General features: G+C 63.8%; 13 protein-coding genes. 3 read left to right on the top strand and 10 right to left on the bottom strand.

Annotated features, from left to right (window positions below; all coding sequences use genetic code 11):
- Positions 1-36: 36 nt before the first annotated feature.
- Entirely contained in the window at positions 37-3036 is a 3000-nt protein-coding gene (uvrA, locus tag HUN39_RS05525) for an excinuclease ABC subunit UvrA (protein WP_175093480.1), read from the bottom strand.
- A gap of 436 nt (positions 3037-3472) precedes the next feature.
- Here uvrA and HUN39_RS05530 point away from each other — a divergent pair, with 436 nt between their 5' ends.
- The 3 genes from HUN39_RS05530 to ssb all read left to right on the top strand — a co-directional run bounded on the left by HUN39_RS05530 (position 3473) and on the right by ssb (position 6101).
- Positions 3473-3895 carry a type II toxin-antitoxin system VapC family toxin gene (locus HUN39_RS05530; protein WP_175093481.1) on the top strand — a complete coding sequence of 141 codons (423 nt, stop codon included), beginning with the start codon at positions 3473-3475 and terminating at the stop codon, positions 3893-3895.
- Between the two features lie 181 nt (positions 3896-4076).
- Positions 4077-5387, top strand: coding sequence for a C4-dicarboxylate transporter DctA (gene dctA, locus HUN39_RS05535; RefSeq protein WP_175093482.1), 1311 nt, complete (start codon positions 4077-4079; stop codon positions 5385-5387).
- Positions 5388-5597: 210 nt separating this feature from the next.
- Positions 5598-6101 carry a single-stranded DNA-binding protein gene (gene ssb, locus HUN39_RS05540; RefSeq protein ID WP_175093483.1) on the top strand — a complete coding sequence of 168 codons (504 nt, stop codon included), beginning with the start codon at positions 5598-5600 and terminating at the stop codon, positions 6099-6101.
- A 12-nt stretch (positions 6102-6113) separates the two neighbouring features.
- Here the strand turns inward: ssb and lpxB are convergent, their stop codons facing one another.
- The 9 genes from lpxB to HUN39_RS05585 all read right to left on the bottom strand — a co-directional run bounded on the left by lpxB (position 6114) and on the right by HUN39_RS05585 (position 16604).
- A complete protein-coding gene (gene lpxB / locus HUN39_RS05545; protein WP_175093484.1) occupies positions 6114-7253 on the bottom strand; it encodes a lipid-A-disaccharide synthase in 1140 nt (379 codons plus the stop codon).
- Entirely contained in the window at positions 7250-8050 is an 801-nt protein-coding gene (gene lpxA, locus HUN39_RS05550) for an acyl-ACP--UDP-N-acetylglucosamine O-acyltransferase (RefSeq protein WP_175093485.1), read from the bottom strand. Before lpxA ends, lpxB begins: the two co-directional genes overlap by 4 nt.
- 22 nt (positions 8051-8072) lie before the next feature.
- Entirely contained in the window at positions 8073-8537 is a 465-nt protein-coding gene (fabZ, locus tag HUN39_RS05555) for a 3-hydroxyacyl-ACP dehydratase FabZ (RefSeq protein ID WP_175093486.1), read from the bottom strand.
- Between the two features lie 54 nt (positions 8538-8591).
- Positions 8592-9662 carry a UDP-3-O-(3-hydroxymyristoyl)glucosamine N-acyltransferase gene (gene lpxD / locus HUN39_RS05560; RefSeq protein ID WP_175093487.1) on the bottom strand — a complete coding sequence of 357 codons (1071 nt, stop codon included), beginning with the start codon at positions 9660-9662 and terminating at the stop codon, positions 8592-8594.
- Between the two features lie 82 nt (positions 9663-9744).
- Positions 9745-12120: an outer membrane protein assembly factor BamA gene (gene bamA, locus HUN39_RS05565; protein WP_408631390.1), complete on the bottom strand. Its 2376-nt coding sequence runs from the start codon at positions 12118-12120 to the stop codon at positions 9745-9747.
- Between the two features lie 360 nt (positions 12121-12480).
- Positions 12481-13635, bottom strand: a complete 1155-nt coding sequence (locus HUN39_RS05570) for a M50 family metallopeptidase (RefSeq protein WP_175093488.1) — start codon at positions 13633-13635, stop codon at positions 12481-12483.
- A 55-nt stretch (positions 13636-13690) separates the two neighbouring features.
- Positions 13691-14938: a 1-deoxy-D-xylulose-5-phosphate reductoisomerase gene (gene dxr, locus HUN39_RS05575; RefSeq protein WP_175093489.1), complete on the bottom strand. Its 1248-nt coding sequence runs from the start codon at positions 14936-14938 to the stop codon at positions 13691-13693.
- An 11-nt stretch (positions 14939-14949) separates the two neighbouring features.
- A complete protein-coding gene (locus HUN39_RS05580; RefSeq protein ID WP_175093490.1) occupies positions 14950-15828 on the bottom strand; it encodes a phosphatidate cytidylyltransferase in 879 nt (292 codons plus the stop codon).
- On the bottom strand, positions 15825-16604 hold the full coding sequence (locus HUN39_RS05585) for an isoprenyl transferase (RefSeq protein WP_123177459.1): 780 nt from the start codon (positions 16602-16604) through the stop codon (positions 15825-15827). Before HUN39_RS05585 ends, HUN39_RS05580 begins: the two co-directional genes overlap by 4 nt.
- Positions 16605-16628 lie beyond the last annotated feature (24 nt).

Raw genomic sequence — 16628 nt, forward strand, 5'->3', positions numbered from 1 at the left:
CCTACTTTTGAGGCGAAGACGTGCCGGTGGGGGCTTTTAAACCGTTCGCGCTTTCTTGGGTTTCGCCGGCGCCGCCGCAGCTGGTTTTCGCGCCATCGCTTCAGCGAGATAGCGCCCCGTGTGGCTGCGCGTTTCCTTGATGATCTCTGACGGCGGTCCTGTCGCGACGATCTCGCCGCCGCCGTCGCCCCCCTCCGGTCCCATGTCGATGATCCAGTCCGCCGTCTTGATGACTTCGAGATTGTGCTCGATCACGACCACCGTATTGCCCTGCTCCACGAGTTCATGCAGCACTTCGAGCAGCTTGGCGACGTCATGGAAATGCAGACCCGTCGTCGGCTCGTCGAGAATATAGAGCGTGCGGCCTGTCGAGCGGCGCGACAGCTCCTTGGAGAGCTTGACGCGCTGGGCCTCGCCGCCCGACAGCGTCGTCGCCTGCTGGCCAACATGGATGTAGTCGAGGCCGACGCGTTTTAAGGTTTCCATCTTGTCGCGGATCGACGGCACCGCCTTGAACAGATTCGCCGCCTCCTCAACCGTCATGTCCAGCACGTCGGCGATGGACTTTTCGCGATATTTCACTTCGAGCGTCTCGCGATCGTAACGCTTGCCCTTGCACACGTCGCAGGTCACGTACACGTCCGGGAGAAAGTGCATCTCGATTTTGATGACGCCGTCGCCCTGGCAGGCTTCGCAGCGGCCGCCCTTGACGTTGAAGGAGAAGCGTCCGGGCGCATAGCCGCGCGCCTTCGCCTCCGGAAGACCCGCGAACCATTCGCGAATGGGCGTGAAGGCGCCGGTGTAGGTCGCCGGATTGGAGCGCGGCGTGCGGCCGATCGGCGACTGGTCGATGTCGATGATCTTATCGATCTGCTCGAGGCCTTCCAAACGATCGAAGGGCGCCGGGTGCTCATGCGCGCCGGAAAGCCGCCGCGCCACGGCCTTGTAAAGCGTTTCGATGATCAGCGTCGACTTGCCGCCGCCCGAGACGCCAGTGACGCAGGTGAAAAGGCCAAGCGGCACTTCCGCCGTGACGTCCTTAAGATTATTGCCGCGCGCGCCAAAGAGCTTGAGCCAACGGCCGGCCGTCGGCTTGCGCAGCTTGTGACGAAGAATCACCTGCTTCTCGCCGGTCAAATATTGCCCGGTGAGCGATGCGGGATCGTTCATGATCTCCGCCGGCGTCCCTTGCGCAACGATTTTGCCGCCGTGAATGCCGGCGCCGGGTCCGACATCGACGACATAATCCGCGGCGAGAATCGCGTCCTCGTCGTGCTCGACGACGATGACGCTGTTGCCGAGATTGCGCAGCCGCCGCAGCGTGTCGAGCAGACGGTCATTGTCGCGCTGATGCAGCCCGATCGACGGTTCGTCCAGCACATAGAGAACGCCGGTCAGTCCCGAGCCGATCTGCGACGCGAGGCGGATCCGCTGGCTTTCGCCGCCCGACAGCGAGCCTGAATTGCGCGACAGCGTCAGATAATCGAGGCCGACGTCGACGAGAAAATTTAGCCGGTCGCGAATTTCCTTCAAGATGCGGAAGGCGATTTCGTTGCGCTTCTTGTCGAGCGCGTCGGGCAGCGCGCGAAACCAGTCGAGCGCGGCGCGCACCGAAAGCTCCGAGACTTCGCCAATATGTTTGCGCGCGACTTTGACGGCGAGCGCTTCGGGCTTCAAGCGAAAGCCTTCGCACGCGAGACACGGCGTCGCCGACATATAGCGGCCGATCTCGTCGCGCGCCCATTCGCTTTCGGTCTCGAGATAGCGCCGCTCGAGATTGATGACGACGCCTTCGAAGGGCTTCTTCACGTCATAGGCGCGAAAGCCGTCGTCATAGGAAAAGCGGATCTCCTCGTCCCCCGAGCCGTAGAGAATGACGTTTCGCGCCTTGTCGGAAAGCGTCTCCCAAGGGACGTCGAGCCGAAACTTGTAATGCTTGCCGAGCGCTTCGAGCGTCTGCTGATAATAGGGCGAAGTCGATTTCGCCCAGGGCGCGATCGCGCCTTTGCGCAGCGTCAGCTTTGGATTGGGCGCGACGAGGTCGGCGTCGACCTTCTGCTCATGGCCGATGCCGCCGCAGACTGGACAGGCGCCGAAGGGATTGTTGAACGAAAACAGCCGCGGCTCGATCTCCGGGATGGTGAAGCCCGATACGGGACAGGCGAATTTCGAGGAAAACACAATGTGATGCGGCGCGTAATGCGTCGAGACGTTCGCCGCCGGCTGCACGGGGCCGAGCAAAACGTTCTGGCCCTTTGGCGCGTCGGCGAATTCGACGACGGCGAGGCCGCCCGACAAATCTAGCGCGGTCTCAAAACTGTCGGCCAGTCTCGCGCTCATGTCGGGACGCACGACGATTCGATCAACCACGACATCGATGTCGTGCTTCAATTTCTTGTCGAGCGCCGGCACGTCGGCGATCTCATGATAGGCGCCGTCGATCTTGAGGCGCTGGAAGCCTTTCTTGGTATATTCGGCGATCTCCTTTCGGTATTCGCCTTTGCGGCCGCGCACGACCGGCGCGAGCAGATAGAGCCGCGAGCCTTCTGGAAGCGCCAGCACGCGATCAACCATCTGCGAGACGGTCTGGCTCTCGATCGGCAGGCCCGTCGCCGGCGAATAGGGCACGCCGACGCGGGCCCAGAGCAGACGCATATAGTCGTGAATCTCGGTGACCGTGCCGACGGTCGAGCGCGGATTTTTGGATGTCGTCTTCTGTTCGATGGAGATCGCCGGCGACAGCCCATCGATCTGATCGACGTCGGGCTTCTGCATGATCTCCAAAAACTGCCGCGCATAGGCCGACAGCGACTCGACATAGCGGCGCTGGCCTTCGGCATAGATGGTGTCGAAGGCGAGCGACGACTTGCCCGAGCCGGACAGGCCGGTGAACACCACCAGCTTGTCGCGCGGAATCGTCAGATCGACGTTCTTGAGATTATGTTCGCGCGCGCCGCGGATGGAGATGGATTTGGAGTCTGCGCTGGAGTTTATTGATGCGCCCGCTCGCGCGTCCTTTTGCTTGATGATCGCCATTCACAAAGGCCGGAAGGAGAGTGGAAGCGTCATTTAGGCGCCGAGCAAGGCAAATGCCACGCGCCGCAGCATAAATCCATCTGAAGCTCATCCGATGCTCGATCCGCTCGCTTGCACGTCAGCCTTGATATCGCGCCCGCATAGAGATATCATTGATATCAAATGTGGAGGCTGGCGTGCCTGACATTCTGTTGAGAGACGTTCCCCCGGAAATGAAGCGCCAGATCGAGGATCTGGCGCACGGGCATAAGCGCAGCATTTCGAGCCAGGCGAAATTGTTGCTCGAACGCGCTTTGTCTCAGGCTGTCCGGCCAGAGCGCGCCCGAGCGGCCGGAGGACTTGGAACGCGACTCAAAAGTCTCGTGTCGCAAGAAGATTGGACGGACGATTTCATTCAGCCTCGTGATCAAAGCGACCGCGCCCCGCCAGACTTCGAATGATCTTGCTCGACACGAACATCGTCTCTGAAATGATGAAGCCGATGGGCGACGGTAACGTGCGGCGCTGGATGGACTCCTATTCTGAGCTCGATTTCTTCATCGCGACGCCCGTCATCGCGGAGCTTCGTTTTGGTCTGGCGCTGCTGCCTGAGGGGCGAAAGAAGGATGTTTTGACCAAAGCCTGCGACGCGATCGAAGCTGAGATTTTCGCTGGCCGCATATTGTCGTTTGATCAACGCGCGGCGCAGGCCTTCGCCCGTTTGCGTGGCAGACGCAAAATGCGAGGCAAGCCGCTCGCCGTCATGGATGCGATAGTTGCGAGCATCGCCGCCGCCCACGCAATGACGCTCGCGACGCGCAATGTCGCGGATTTCGTCGATCTCGACATCGCCGTCGTCAATCCGTTCGAAGCGCGCTAGCGATACGCTTTGGAAATCCCCCACCGTCGTTGCGAAGAGGCGCAGCCGACAAAGCAATCCAGAGGCGGCGGCGGACGGCTGGATTGCTTCGCTTCGCTCGCAATGACAGGCGGTTTCGACGCGAAAGGTGATACTAAAGTATGCGTTGCTCCCGTTACGCGCGGCAGGCGCCAATACCCTCATGACCGCCAATCCCTCCGCTACCCGCAAGCCACTTTACCGCCACCTCTATGTCCAGGTGCTCGCGGCCATTGCCCTTGGCGCGCTCTTCGGCTGGCTGGCGCCGCACGCCGCCGCGCAGGACTGGGTGAAGGCGCTCGGCGACGGCTTCGTCAAGCTCATCAAGATGGCGATCGCCCCCATCATCTTCTGCACGGTGGTGTCGGGCGTCGCCCATATTGAGGACGCGCGCAAGGTCGGCCGCGTCGGACTGAAGGCGCTCCTCTATTTCGAGATCGTCTCCACCTTCGCCCTCGCGCTTGGCCTGATGATCGGAAATCTTGCGCAGGTCGGCGCCGGCTTCGCCGGAAAACCCGACCCTTCCGCCATCGCCAAATATACGGCGCTCGCCGAAAAGCGCGGCGGCGTCGATTTTCTTCTCGACATCATTCCCGACAGCGCGATCGGCGCCTTCGCCAAGGGCGACATTCTGCAAGTTTTGCTGTTCTCGCTGCTCTTCGGCTTCGCGCTCTTAGCGCTCGGCGAGCGCGGCCGCGCGCTGCGGGTGATCATCGACGACGTCGGCCACGCCATGTTCGGCGTCATTGCCATCATCATGAAAGCCGCGCCGATCGGCGCCTTCGGCGCCATGGCCTATACGGTCGCGAAATACGGCTCAGCCGCGCTTCTGTCGCTCGCCGGACTCGTTGGTCTGTTCTATCTCACGGCCGGGCTCTTCGTCGTCTTCGTGCTGGGCGCCATCGCGCGCGCGGCCGGGTTCAACATCTTCAGCCTTATCGCCTATCTGCGCGACGAGCTGCTGATCGTGCTTGGCACATCCTCATCGGAAAGCGCCCTGCCCGCTCTGATGGAGAAGCTGCAATGGCTCGGCTGCTCGAAGTCGGTCGTCGGACTCGTCGTGCCAACCGGCTATTCCTTCAATCTCGACGGCACCAACATCTATATGACGCTGACGACGCTGTTCATCGCGCGCGCGATGGGCGTCGAGCTTGATCTGTCCCATCAGGCGACCATCCTCATCGTCGCAATGCTGACGTCGAAGGGCGCGAGCGGCGTTTCCGGCGCGGGGTTCATCACCCTGGCGGCGACGCTGATGGCGGTCGATCCGCAGCTGGCGCCAGGCATGTCGCTCGTGCTCGGCGTCGATAAATTCATGAGCGAGTGCCGAGCCTTGACGAACTTCATCGGCAATGGCGTCGCCACCATCGTGGTCGCCGCTTGGGAGGGCGAGCTGGACCGCGCGCGGCTGACGGCGGGGCTCGCACGCAAGATTGATCCTTCCGATGTCGCGATCGGCGTCACGACCGATTGAGACCGGGAGCCCGCAGACGCGCGTAACCGCTAAGCTTAGGAAAAGAGAACAAAATTCCGCTATGCTTGCATGACGTTACGACCGATTCTAGAACAAAAACTGAACATTAACGGTCTCCTGGCGCCACATCAGCTGTGGACAAGCCGAGCCGGCGCGCCCGAGGACCGGCCTTTGCACTAGAGTGCCACGCGTCAACAAGCGGAGAGCGATATGGCGGGCAGCGTCAACAAGGTGATCCTGATCGGCAATCTCGGCCGCGATCCTGAGGTGCGGACGCTGCCGTCGGGCGATCGCGTCGTCTCTTTTTCGGTGGCGACCACCGAGTCCTGGCGCGATAAAAACACCGGCGAGCGCAAAGATCGCACCGAGTGGCACAATGTGTCGATCTTCAACGAAAATCTCGGGAAGATCGCCGAGCAATACTGCCGCAAGGGCTCCAAGATCTATCTCGAGGGCCAGCTGCAGACTCGCGAATACACCGACAAGGACGGCAATCAGCGCAAGGCGACCGATGTCGTGCTGCAGCGTTTTCGCGGCGAGCTGACTCTGCTCGACAGCAAGGGCGGACGCAGCGAGGGCGACTACGAAGGCGGCTATAGCCAGAGCGGCGGAACCTTTGGCCGCTCCTCGCCGATGGAGCGCGGTCCTAGCGAACGGCGTCCCGCCTCGGCCGGCAAGCTTTCCGACCAACTCGACGACGACATTCCCTTCTGATCCCAGAACGCTCTAAGAGCGACCGCGCGACGCATATTCGAGGATGATGTCAGCCGCCCGAGCGCTCGGCGTTCGGCCTGTCTCGAGCAGGCGCTCGCGGACGCGCTTGAAGGCCGCGAGCTGCGCTTCGCGCGCGGCGCTCTCGCGCAAGAGCGGCCTCAACGCCTCGGCGAGCGCGCGCGGCGTCGCCGCCTCCTGCAGGAATTCAGGCACAATATTCTCGCCGATGATGAGATTGGGCAGCACGATTGACTCGACTTTGACGAGAAAGCGCAGCAGCGATTCGGCGCGCGAGACCTTATAGGCGACCACCATCGGAACTCCGGCGAGCGCCAGCTCCAGCGTCGCGACGCCGGACGTGACGAGCGCGGCGCGCGCATTTCGAAAGGCGGCGAATTTCTCCGCCTGGCCAATCAGACGCGGCGTCAACGGCCATCCCTGCAACTCACGCAACAAGGTCTTCTCAACATTCGGCGCGACGGGAATGGCGACCTCGAAGTCGGCGCGTTCGCGCAAGAGAAGTTCGAGCGCGTCGCCGTAGATCGACGTCATGCGTCGCACTTCCGCCAGGCGCGACCCGGGCAGAACAAGCAGCGAGCGCGCGCCGCGCTCCTGAAGGGGCCGCGCCAACTCGTCGAGACGCTCGACGAGCGGATGGCCGACATAGACGCATCGCGGGCCGCCGAGGCGAACATGCGCCTGCGGCTCGAAGGGCAGCAGCGCCAGCAGGCAATCGACATAGTTGCGCATCGCGGACGCACGGCCGGGCCGCCACGCCCATACGGTCGGGCTGACGTAATCAACGATCGGCAGGTCAGGTCGGGCGGCCCGTACCCGGCGCGCGACGCGATGGGTAAAATCCGGCGCGTCGATGATGACGAGACAATCCGGCGCCTGATCGATGACCGCGCGCGCCGTCTGCGCGATGCGCCGGAGAAGACGCGGCAGCCGCGCCAAGACAGGAATGAGGCCCATCACCGCGATGTCTTCGAGCGGAAACAGCGAAACGAGGCCTTCGCGCGCCATCGCCTCGCCACCGACGCCGGCGAAAACGGTCTCCGGACGCGCGGCGCGCAAAGCCCGCATCAGCGCTGCGCCGAGCTGATCGCCAGAGGCTTCGCCGGCGACAAGGAAGATGCGCGGCGCGCTCATGCCGATCCAGCGCGCGCGCGAGGCGCGCAAAGCGGCCGCGTCGAGGGCGCGCGCAGAAATTCTATGATCGCCGCAATGTCTGCGTCTCCGGCGAAATCCCGTGACAGACAGTCGATGCGTTCGCTCAGCGCGCGCGCCTCTCGCACGAAGAGCAGGCGATACGCCCGGCGTAGACGCTCGATGCGCTCCGGAGCGAAATCGCGCCGCTGCAGGCCGATGCGGTTGAGGCCGAAAAGATGCGCGCGGTTGCCCGACGCAAGCGCGAAGGGAATGACGTCGGCTTCGACGCCCGAGAGGCCGCCGACGAAGGCGTGCGCGCCGATGCGCACATTCTGATGCACCGCCGTCGCGCCGCCGATCATCGCATGGTCCCCAATCTCGACGTGCCCGCCCAGCAGAACCTGATTGGACAGTATCACGTCGTCGCCCAGCCGACAGTCGTGAGCGACGTGCGAAGCGGCAAGAAATACGCAGCGCGCCCCAATACGCGTGCCCTCCCCCGCGCCTGCATTGATCGTCACGCCTTCGCGAATGACGCAATCATCGCCGATCGTCAGCGCGCCCTCCGTGAGCGCAGCCTTCATATCCTGCGACGGCAGTCCCACGGCGGCGAAGGCGAAAATCCGGGCGCGCGCGCCGATCCGCGTCCGCCCGCCGACGACGACATGGGAAAGGAGAGTCGCGCCGTCGCCGATCTCGACGCCGGCGCCGATATGACAGAAGGGGCCGACGGCGACGCCGGCGCCGAGCCGCGCGCCGTCTTCGACGACACAGGACGGATGAACCGAAGGGTTCATTGTCGCACTCGCCTCAGTGAAGCTAAGCGCCCATCATGACGCTGATCTGCGCCTCGCAGACCAGCGCGCCGTCGACCATCGCGCGCCCAGAATACCACCAGATGTTTCGCTTCTGCGCGGTTTTGGCCATGTGGAATTCGACGCGGTCGCCGGGCGTCACCGGCTTGCGGAATTTCGCATTGTCGATCGTGACGAAATAAACGAGACGCGACCGATCCGCGCCTTTTAGCGCGCGGATGGCGATGACTCCGGCGGTCTGCGCCATCGCCTCGATGAGCAGGACGCCGGGCATGATTGGACGCTCGGGAAAGTGCCCTTGAAACTGCGGCTCGTTGACCGTGACGTTCTTCACGCCGATGCATGATTCATCGCCGCGGATGTCGAAGATGCGATCGACGAGCAGGAACGGATAACGATGCGGCAGTTGGCTCATGATCTGCAAAATGTCAGCGCTCTCCAGAGTCGCGCCGGCCGCGGCCTCGGGCATTTCTTCCTCCTTATCGAGGGCATGGCGAGCGCCATCCCATGTGTCTTGATTGTCTTACGTCGGCTTGTCCTTGCGCGCGAGTCGGTCGAGCAGCGCCGCGCCGCGCAAGAACCGCCGCAACGGTCGCGCTGGCGCGCCGCCGACCCGCGCCCCGGCCGGCAGGTCGCGCATCACCCCGGATTTGGCCGCAACCGCTGCGCCTTCGCCGATTGTGAGGTGGCCGGCGACGGCGGATTGTCCGCCAAGCGTGACGAAATCGCCGATCTCACAGGAGCCGGCGAGTCCAGATTGGGCGACGATGGCGCAAAAACGGCCGATCACCACGTTGTGGCCGATCTGCACGAGATTATCGATTTTCGTTCCCTCGCCGATAATCGTGTCGCGCGACGCGCCTCGATCAATCGTCGTATTGGCGCCGATCTCAACATCGTCCTGCACGATCACGCGACCGACCTGCGGCGTCTTGAGATAGCCTTCGCGAGTCGGCGCGAAGCCGAAGCCATCCTGCCCAAGCCGCGCCCCCGGGTAAATGACGACGCGGTCGCCGATCAGCGCATGCGTGAGGCTTGCATGTGCGCCAATCGAACAGTCGCGGCCGATGCGCACATTCGGACCGATCACCGCCTGCGGCCCGATAATCGTTCCAGCGCCAATCTCGGCGCCCGGCCCGATCACGGCGCCGGGATCAACAACCACGCCTGGTTCGAGTCGCGCCTGCGGATGCACCGCCGCTCCCGGAGAAACGCCGCTGGATTGGAATAAGGAGCCGGGCCGCAGCGCGTCCGGAAAGAGATGCGCGGCCGCGAGCGTCATCGCGCGCTGCGGATCGTCGACGAGAAGCGCGACGACGGCGTTAGGCAGCAGGTCAAGATGGCGCTCGCGCAGGAAGCAGGCGGTCGCTCGGCACTCCGAGAGCGCCTTGCGATAGCGCGGGTTGTCGTAGAAGCAGAGGTCGCCCGGCCTGCTCCAATCGAGCGGCGCGACGCTTATGATGAGGGGCGGCGGCGCGAACTCGCCCGCCCCGGGCGCGCCGTCAGGGCCGCCGCGAATTTCTGCGCCGGAGATCTGCGCAATCTCGCTCAACGGCGCGGGCCGCGCCAACGGAAAGAAGGCCGCTGCGCTCACGCTGCAAGGACCTGTGCGGCAGCCCAAGCCGGCCCACGAGCCGTCCGCCGGGCGTGGTTCGCCCGGCGATCGTCTCCGATCATTAGAAGTTGGTGCCGCCGCTGAAGCGGAAGTTCTGCGTGATGTCGCCATAGACCTTCGAGGTCACGACGGCGTAATCGAAGCGGATCGGTCCCATCGGCGAATTCCACAGCACCGAAGCGCCCACCGACGAGCGGATCGCGAATTTGTTCGCGATCGGCACCACGCAATTGCCCTGGCCGAAGCCCGCCTGCGCCGTATAGGCGCCGATGCAGGTCACGCCGGGAATCGTCGGCATATTGTTGGCGAAGTTCGTCTTACCGCTGAAATTCCATAGCGAACCGGCGTCGGCGAAGAGCGCGCCTCTCAGCCCGAGATCCTTGGGCAGGTACCAGAACGGGAACTGAACTTCGAGCGATCCGCCGACATAGTTGGAGCCGCCCAGCGAGTTGCCGCGGTTGTTGTTGAAGCTCGTCAGAATGTTCGAATCGCGCGGGCCGATGCCGCCTGGCGCGAAGCCGCGCACCAGGCTGGGGCCGAGGTTGAAGTTGTCCTGAATGCGCGGCTTGTAGCCGCCGAAGGTCGACAGATCGCCGCCCTGCAGGCGGGCGATGCCGACCACGTCATCGAGATAGGGAATCTCGCGGAAGTAGCGAATGTCGCCGGTCGTGCGCAGATAGCGCGTGCCGCCGCCGAGACCCGCCACGTCCTGATTGAGCGAGGCCAGCCAACCATTATGCGGGTTCTTGAAGTTGTCGATGGTGCTGTAGTTCAGCGAATAGCCGACGAGCGACGTCAGCAGCCCGCCCTGCGACTCCTTGATCGCGAGCGAGGCTTCGCCGTTCGATTGGCAGTTGACCAGGAGGTTCGGATAGCCGGCGGACTGCGGGTAGAACGGACTGAAACCAGGCGTGTAGCCAAACACCGGCACCAAACAGTCGTTGTAAGGACGATTCTTGTCGTTCGGGATTGAGATCGTCGTCTGATAGATCGAGTAGTGCGGCGAGAAGCTGAGCTCTTCGGTGATCGGTATGCCGAAGCGCAACGTGCCGCCGTAGGACGTCGAACTGTAGATCGAGTAGTTATAAGCGTCCTGTCGACGCACGAAGACGTCGAAGCCGGCGGCGATGCGCTGGTCGAGGAAATAAGGCTCGGTGAAGCTGAACGTCACGCCGCGGGCGATCTGGCCGCCCTGCACCGAAAGGCGAACCGCCTGGCCGCGACCCATGAAGTTGCTTTCCGACACGGACACTTCGGCGATGAAGCCCTGGTTGGTCGAATAGCCGCCAGAGACGCCGAAGTTGCCGGTGGGCTGATCTTCAACGTCGACGTTCAGGATCACGCGGTCGGGCGATGAGCCAGGCTCATTGGTGATTTTCACCTTTTTGAAATAGCCGAGGCCATTCAGCCGGCGTTCGGCGCGGTCGATCAGGACGCGGTTATAGGCGTCGCCCTCGCCGATATCGAACTCGCGGCGAATGACATAGTCGCGCGTGCGCGTATTGCCGCGAATGTTGATGCGTTCGATATAGACCCGGGGTCCTTCCTCGAGCAGGAACTGGATCGCCACCGTCTGATCGGCCGGATTGCGTTCGCCGCGCGGGCGCGCCTGGGTGAAGGCGTAGCCCCGCTTGGCGATTTCGCGCGACAAAGCTTCGACGGTCTTCTCAACCGCGTCGCCGTTGTAGACGTCGCCCGGCGCAAGCCGCAGCAAATCGTTCAACGCCGCGCCGTCGACGTCGGGCAGATGGGATTCGACGCCAACGGACGACACGCGATACTGCGGACCTTCGTTCACGACGATGGTGATGATGTAGCCGGCGACCGTCGGATCAAACTGCACGTCGGAGCTGATCACGCGGAAATCGGCATAGCCGTTCTTGAGATAGAATCGACGAATGAGTTCGAGGTCCGCCGCGATGCGGTCGGGATCATAAACGTCGCTTGTCTTGAGGAACGACAGGAAGTTCATTTCCGTCGTCTCCATCATGCCGACGAGACGGCGTGTGGAATAGACCTCATTGCCGATGAATCGAATCTCCTTAACGCCGGTCTTGTCGCCTTCAACGACGGTGAAGACCAGGTCGACCCGTCCGTTCGGCAGATCAACCGTCCGATAGCTCACTTTCGCCGCAGCGCGTCCCGACCGACGATAGACTTCCGTCAATCGCGCGACGTCGGCCTCGGCCAGCTGCGGGTTGAATGCTGTGTGGGCGCGCGAGCGCACCTGCTCCTGCAAGATGTCAGTCTTGACCTTGCTGTTGCCCTCAAATGCGATGCGATTGATGTCGGGCGCGGCGAACGCCGGAACGCTAAACGCCAGCAGAGCGGCCACAACCGCGAACAGGAACGATGATTTCCAAATGCCGCTGATTGAGCGCATATAGTGCAGGTCCTCGTCGCAACGTCGCCGCCCGGGCCGCGGCGCGAAACTCATGTAAATTCGCCGACGATCGGCGCTTCGCCAGCGTTGAGCGATTCTTTCTACAAGGTTTGCCCGACCCTGCAAATGCAGAATAAATGGTGTTTCCGCAATTTGTCGAAGGCGTGACGTTAAAGCCACGATTCATGGTCAGCGCATGGTTAAGACGTGGCGCCGCAAGCGTCATCATGTCCAAATTACGACAGGAATGGCGCGCTTACGCGGCGTCCTGCGCGCCGCATAGTTACAATCGGCTGCGTGCGCGCTCAAGCGCCTGCCGATCACATCGAATCATGTGATCGATAAGGAAGCTCAAAATCAAAATAGCGAGCAGGTTCTCATCGAAAAAGTCTGCCCACTTTTTCGGAACCTGCGCTACGAGCCTGAGCCGGTGAGCTTTTGAATGAGTCGCGCGATGTCGTTATATGTCGAGAAAATCATCAGCGCGCCGACCATCGCGAGACCCACTCGGAAGGCGACCTCCTGCGCGCGCTCGTTGAGCGCGCGGCCGCGCGCCGCCTCAATCGCGAAGAACAGCAAATGTCCGCCGTCAAGCAGCGGCACCGGCATGAGATTGAGCAGACCGATCGAGACTGAGAGAATCGCGATGAGGCTCAACAGCGGCGCGATGCCCACCTTGGAGACCGCCTGCGCCATTTGCCCCGAGACTTGCGCGATGCCAATCGGTCCGGAGAGCTGATCGGCGCTCTCCCGTCCGGTGACGAGTCCGCCGATGTAATTTCCCGTGCGGCGCACGACCGTCCATGTTTCCTGCACGCCCATCGCCACCGCGTCGGCGGGCCCGTAGCGTTCCTGGCGGATGTCGGCCGCGGCCTTCGAGGCCTGAATGCCCAGCATGCCGATTCGGATTTTGCCGATCGCGCTTTCGACCTCGCGCAGGGCGGGAACGACCGGAAGCGTCAGCTGCTGATCGCCGCGTTGAATCACGAAGATGAGTTTCTTGTCGGCCGAACTCGAAACGATTTCCTGCAGATTCGAAAAGGAGCCGACCGGCGCGCCGTCGACGGTCAGCACCAGGTCGCCGGCCATGAAGCCCGCAGCGGCGCCGGCCCCATCAGGGGTCAACGAGCCGACGCGCGGCGCATAGATCGTGCGTCCGTAAACCCCGAAGAGAACTGCGAAAATCGCGATCGCCAGAACGAAATTCGCGAAAGGACCGGCGAAGACGATGGCGGCGCGCTTCCATACCGACTGCGCGGCGAACGTCACTGCGCGCTCGGTCTCGGGCATCGCGCGCACGGCTTCGGGGTCCGGCGCGCTTGCGGCGTTGGCGTCCCCATGGAAGCTGACATAACCGCCGAGCGGAATGCTGGCGATGCGCCAGCGCGTGCCGAGACGATCCACCCGAGACCACAGCTCCGGTCCGAAGCCGATGGAAAAGGCGTCCACCTTCACGCCGCACCACCGGCCAACGATGAAGTGTCCAAATTCGTGCACAAACACGACCAGCGTGAGAACGAGCACGAAGGGGATGAGATAAAAGGCGAAGGTCGTCAGGAGGTCTAGCAAAGCGCTGTCTCGCAGGTCTCGCTTGCGCCAAGCCTGCCGGCGGCGCGCGCCATGATCACTGAAGCAACATGCCTGAAGCGGCACGCCCGGCCAAGGCCGATCGTGATCTTTCTCTGACAATATGGTCCACCGCGAGGGCGTCCTCAACTGTTGCGGGCGCATTTGCGGTTCCGTCGCGCAACGCGGCCTCGCAGGCCTCGGCCACATGGCGCGCGATCCCGTCGAAGGAAATGCGGCGATCGAGGAAGGCTTCGACGGCGATTTCATTGGCGGCGTTGAGCACGGTCGGCAGGCCGCCGCCGGCGCGCAGGACCTCGAGCGCCAGTTTGAGCGCCGGAAACCGTTCAAAATCAGGCGCCTCGAATGTCAGCGTGGCGATTTTCGCCAGATCGAGGCGCGGCGTCGGGGTCGTCAGCCGATCAGGATAGCCGAGACAGTGGGCGATCGGCGTGCGCATGTCCGGCACGGCGATTCCCGCGGTCACCGAGCCGTCGGAAAAGGCGACGAGGCCGTGGACGATCGACTGCGGATGGACCACGACTTCGAGCTTTTCGGCCGGAATGCCGAAAAGATGATGAGCCTCGATCAGTTCGAGCCCCTTGTTCATCATGCCGGCCGAATCGACGGTTATTTTCGGGCCCATCGCCCAATTGGGATGATTGAGCGCCTCCTCGACGCTCGCCTCGGCGATGCGCTCCTTGCTCCAGGTGCGGAAGGGGCCGCCGGACGCCGTGACGATCATGCGTTCGATGCGGGAGGGGTCCTCGCCGCCAAGCGCCTGGAAAATGGCGTTGTGCTCGCTGTCCATCGGCAGCAGTTGCACGCCCATTTCCGCCGCCTTCCGCATGAAGGGCACGCCGGCGCAGACGAGACATTCCTTATTGGCGAGCGCCACGTCGCGGCCCGCGGCGAGCGCCGCGTAGGTCGGCTCCACGCCGGCGGCGCCGACAATGGCCGAGATCACGAGATCGGCGTCGCGCAGCGCGGCCTCGATGATCGCCTCGCGACCCGCGGCGACCTGAATGTTGGTCCCGGCGAGCGCCGCCTTGAGCGCCGCATAAGCGCTCTCGTCGCGGATGGCGGCGAATTCGGCCCTGACCGCGCGGGCGACGCGCGCGAGCGCCTCGACATCGCGGCCGCCCGCCACCGCCGACACCGAAAATCCTTCCGGATCGCGTTCGAGAAGGTCGACCGTCGAGCGGCCGATCGAGCCCGTCGCGCCCAGCAGCACGATGCGGCGCGGGACCGGCGCCGGCGGCTGGGCCGGGGCGTGCGCGTGAAACTGTCCGTTTGCTAATGTCATTGGGTCCCGCCCTACCAGAAGAAAAGACCGGCCGCCACCGACGGCGCGCCGCGCAGCAGGCCCACCGCCGCCGCGAAGGCGCTGGCGAAGATGAAGCCGTCGAGCCGATCCATGGCGCCGCCATGGCCGGGAATAAGCTGGCTCGAGTCCTTCACGCCGAAGCGGCGCTTGACCGAAGATTCGAAAAGATCGCCGACTTGCGAGAAGGCGGCGGCGGCCAGTCCGACCAGGAACACACGCCAGTTCGCAAGTTGCGGGCCGGCGCCGAGATAGACGGCGACAAGGCCCAGGAATGCGCCGCAAAGAACGCCTGTGATCGTGCCCGACCATGTCTTGCCGGCCGAGACGCGCGGCCAAAGCTTCGGTCCGCCGATCAGCCTGCCGCCAAAATAGGCAAAAACATCGGTGCCCCAGACCACGGCGAACAGGAAGGCGATCGCGACCGCGCCGAAATCGGGCGACTCGCGCAAAAGGCATACGGAGAAGGCAAGCGCGCCGGCGTAGACAACGCCCGTCGCCGCCCAGAGGCGACGCTCGGCTCCCGCCAGCGCTGCGCCCGCAAGGGCAAAAACCACAATCGCGAGCGCGGCGGCGCCCGGCATGAAGACGCGTCCGAACGCCGTTGCGGCGGCGACCGCCGCGCCACCGACGGCGATTCTGGCGGCGCGCCCGTCGCCGCCGATCAGGCCCTGCCACTCCCAATTCACCGCGAAGGCGGCCGCCAGCCAGAAGAGCGCGAAGACGTCGCCGCCAAGATAGAGCGCGCCAAGAGCGGCGATGACCATCGCCGCGGCGGATGCGAGGCGCGGCCCAAGGTCGGCGAAGCCTCCGGCAGACGGCTTTTCAGGAGACTGCCCGGCGCGGCTTAGGTCGCTTCGATCCGCCGTCATGAAGCGGTCTTGGCGCTGCGCGCCGCGGCCTCAAGCCCGCCAAACCGGCGATCCCGATGGGCGTATTCGGCGATCGCCGCCGAAAGCGCCGCTTCGTCGAAATCCGGCCAGAGAATCGGCAGGAAGACGAATTCGGCGTAAGCCGCCTGCCAGAGCAGGAAGTTCGACAGCCGCTGCTCGCCCGACGTGCGGATAATCAGGTCCGGATCGGGAATGTCCGCGGTGTCCAGCCGCCGCGCGATCGCGTCGGCGTCGATCTCCTCGGGCCTCAGTCGGCCTTGCGCCACCATTTCCGCGAGCGCGCGGGCCGCCGCCGCGATCTCCTGCCGCGCGCCGTAGTTGAACGCGACGACGAGGGTGAGCCCGGAGTTCGCCTGCGTCATCTGCTCGGCCTCGCGCAGCAAGTCCGAAATGTCGGGCGCGAGGTCGGCGCGCGCGCCGATGACGCGCACACGCACATTGCTCGCGTGCAATTCCGCCAGATCGTTGCGGATGAAGCGGTGCAGCAGCGTAAGAAGGCTTTCCACCTCCTCGCGCGGTCGCGACCAGTTTTCCGCCGAGAAGGAATAGACGGTCAAATAGCCGATATTGAGCTTGATCGCCGCCCGCACCGTGCGGCGCAGCGCCTCGACGCCGCGCCGGTGTCCTTCGAAGCGCGGCAGGCCCCGCTTCGCCGCCCAGCGGCCGTTGCCGTCCATGATCAGCGCGACATGACGCGGCGCCGTGCGCGCGCGCTGAGCGTTCGTTTGCGCCTCCAAAATGTCGCTTTCGGTCATATTCGAGTTCCAAACGGCCATAGG

The sequence above is a fragment of the Methylocystis silviterrae genome (assembly GCF_013350005.1).
GTDB lineage: Bacteria > Pseudomonadota > Alphaproteobacteria > Rhizobiales > Beijerinckiaceae > Methylocystis > Methylocystis silviterrae.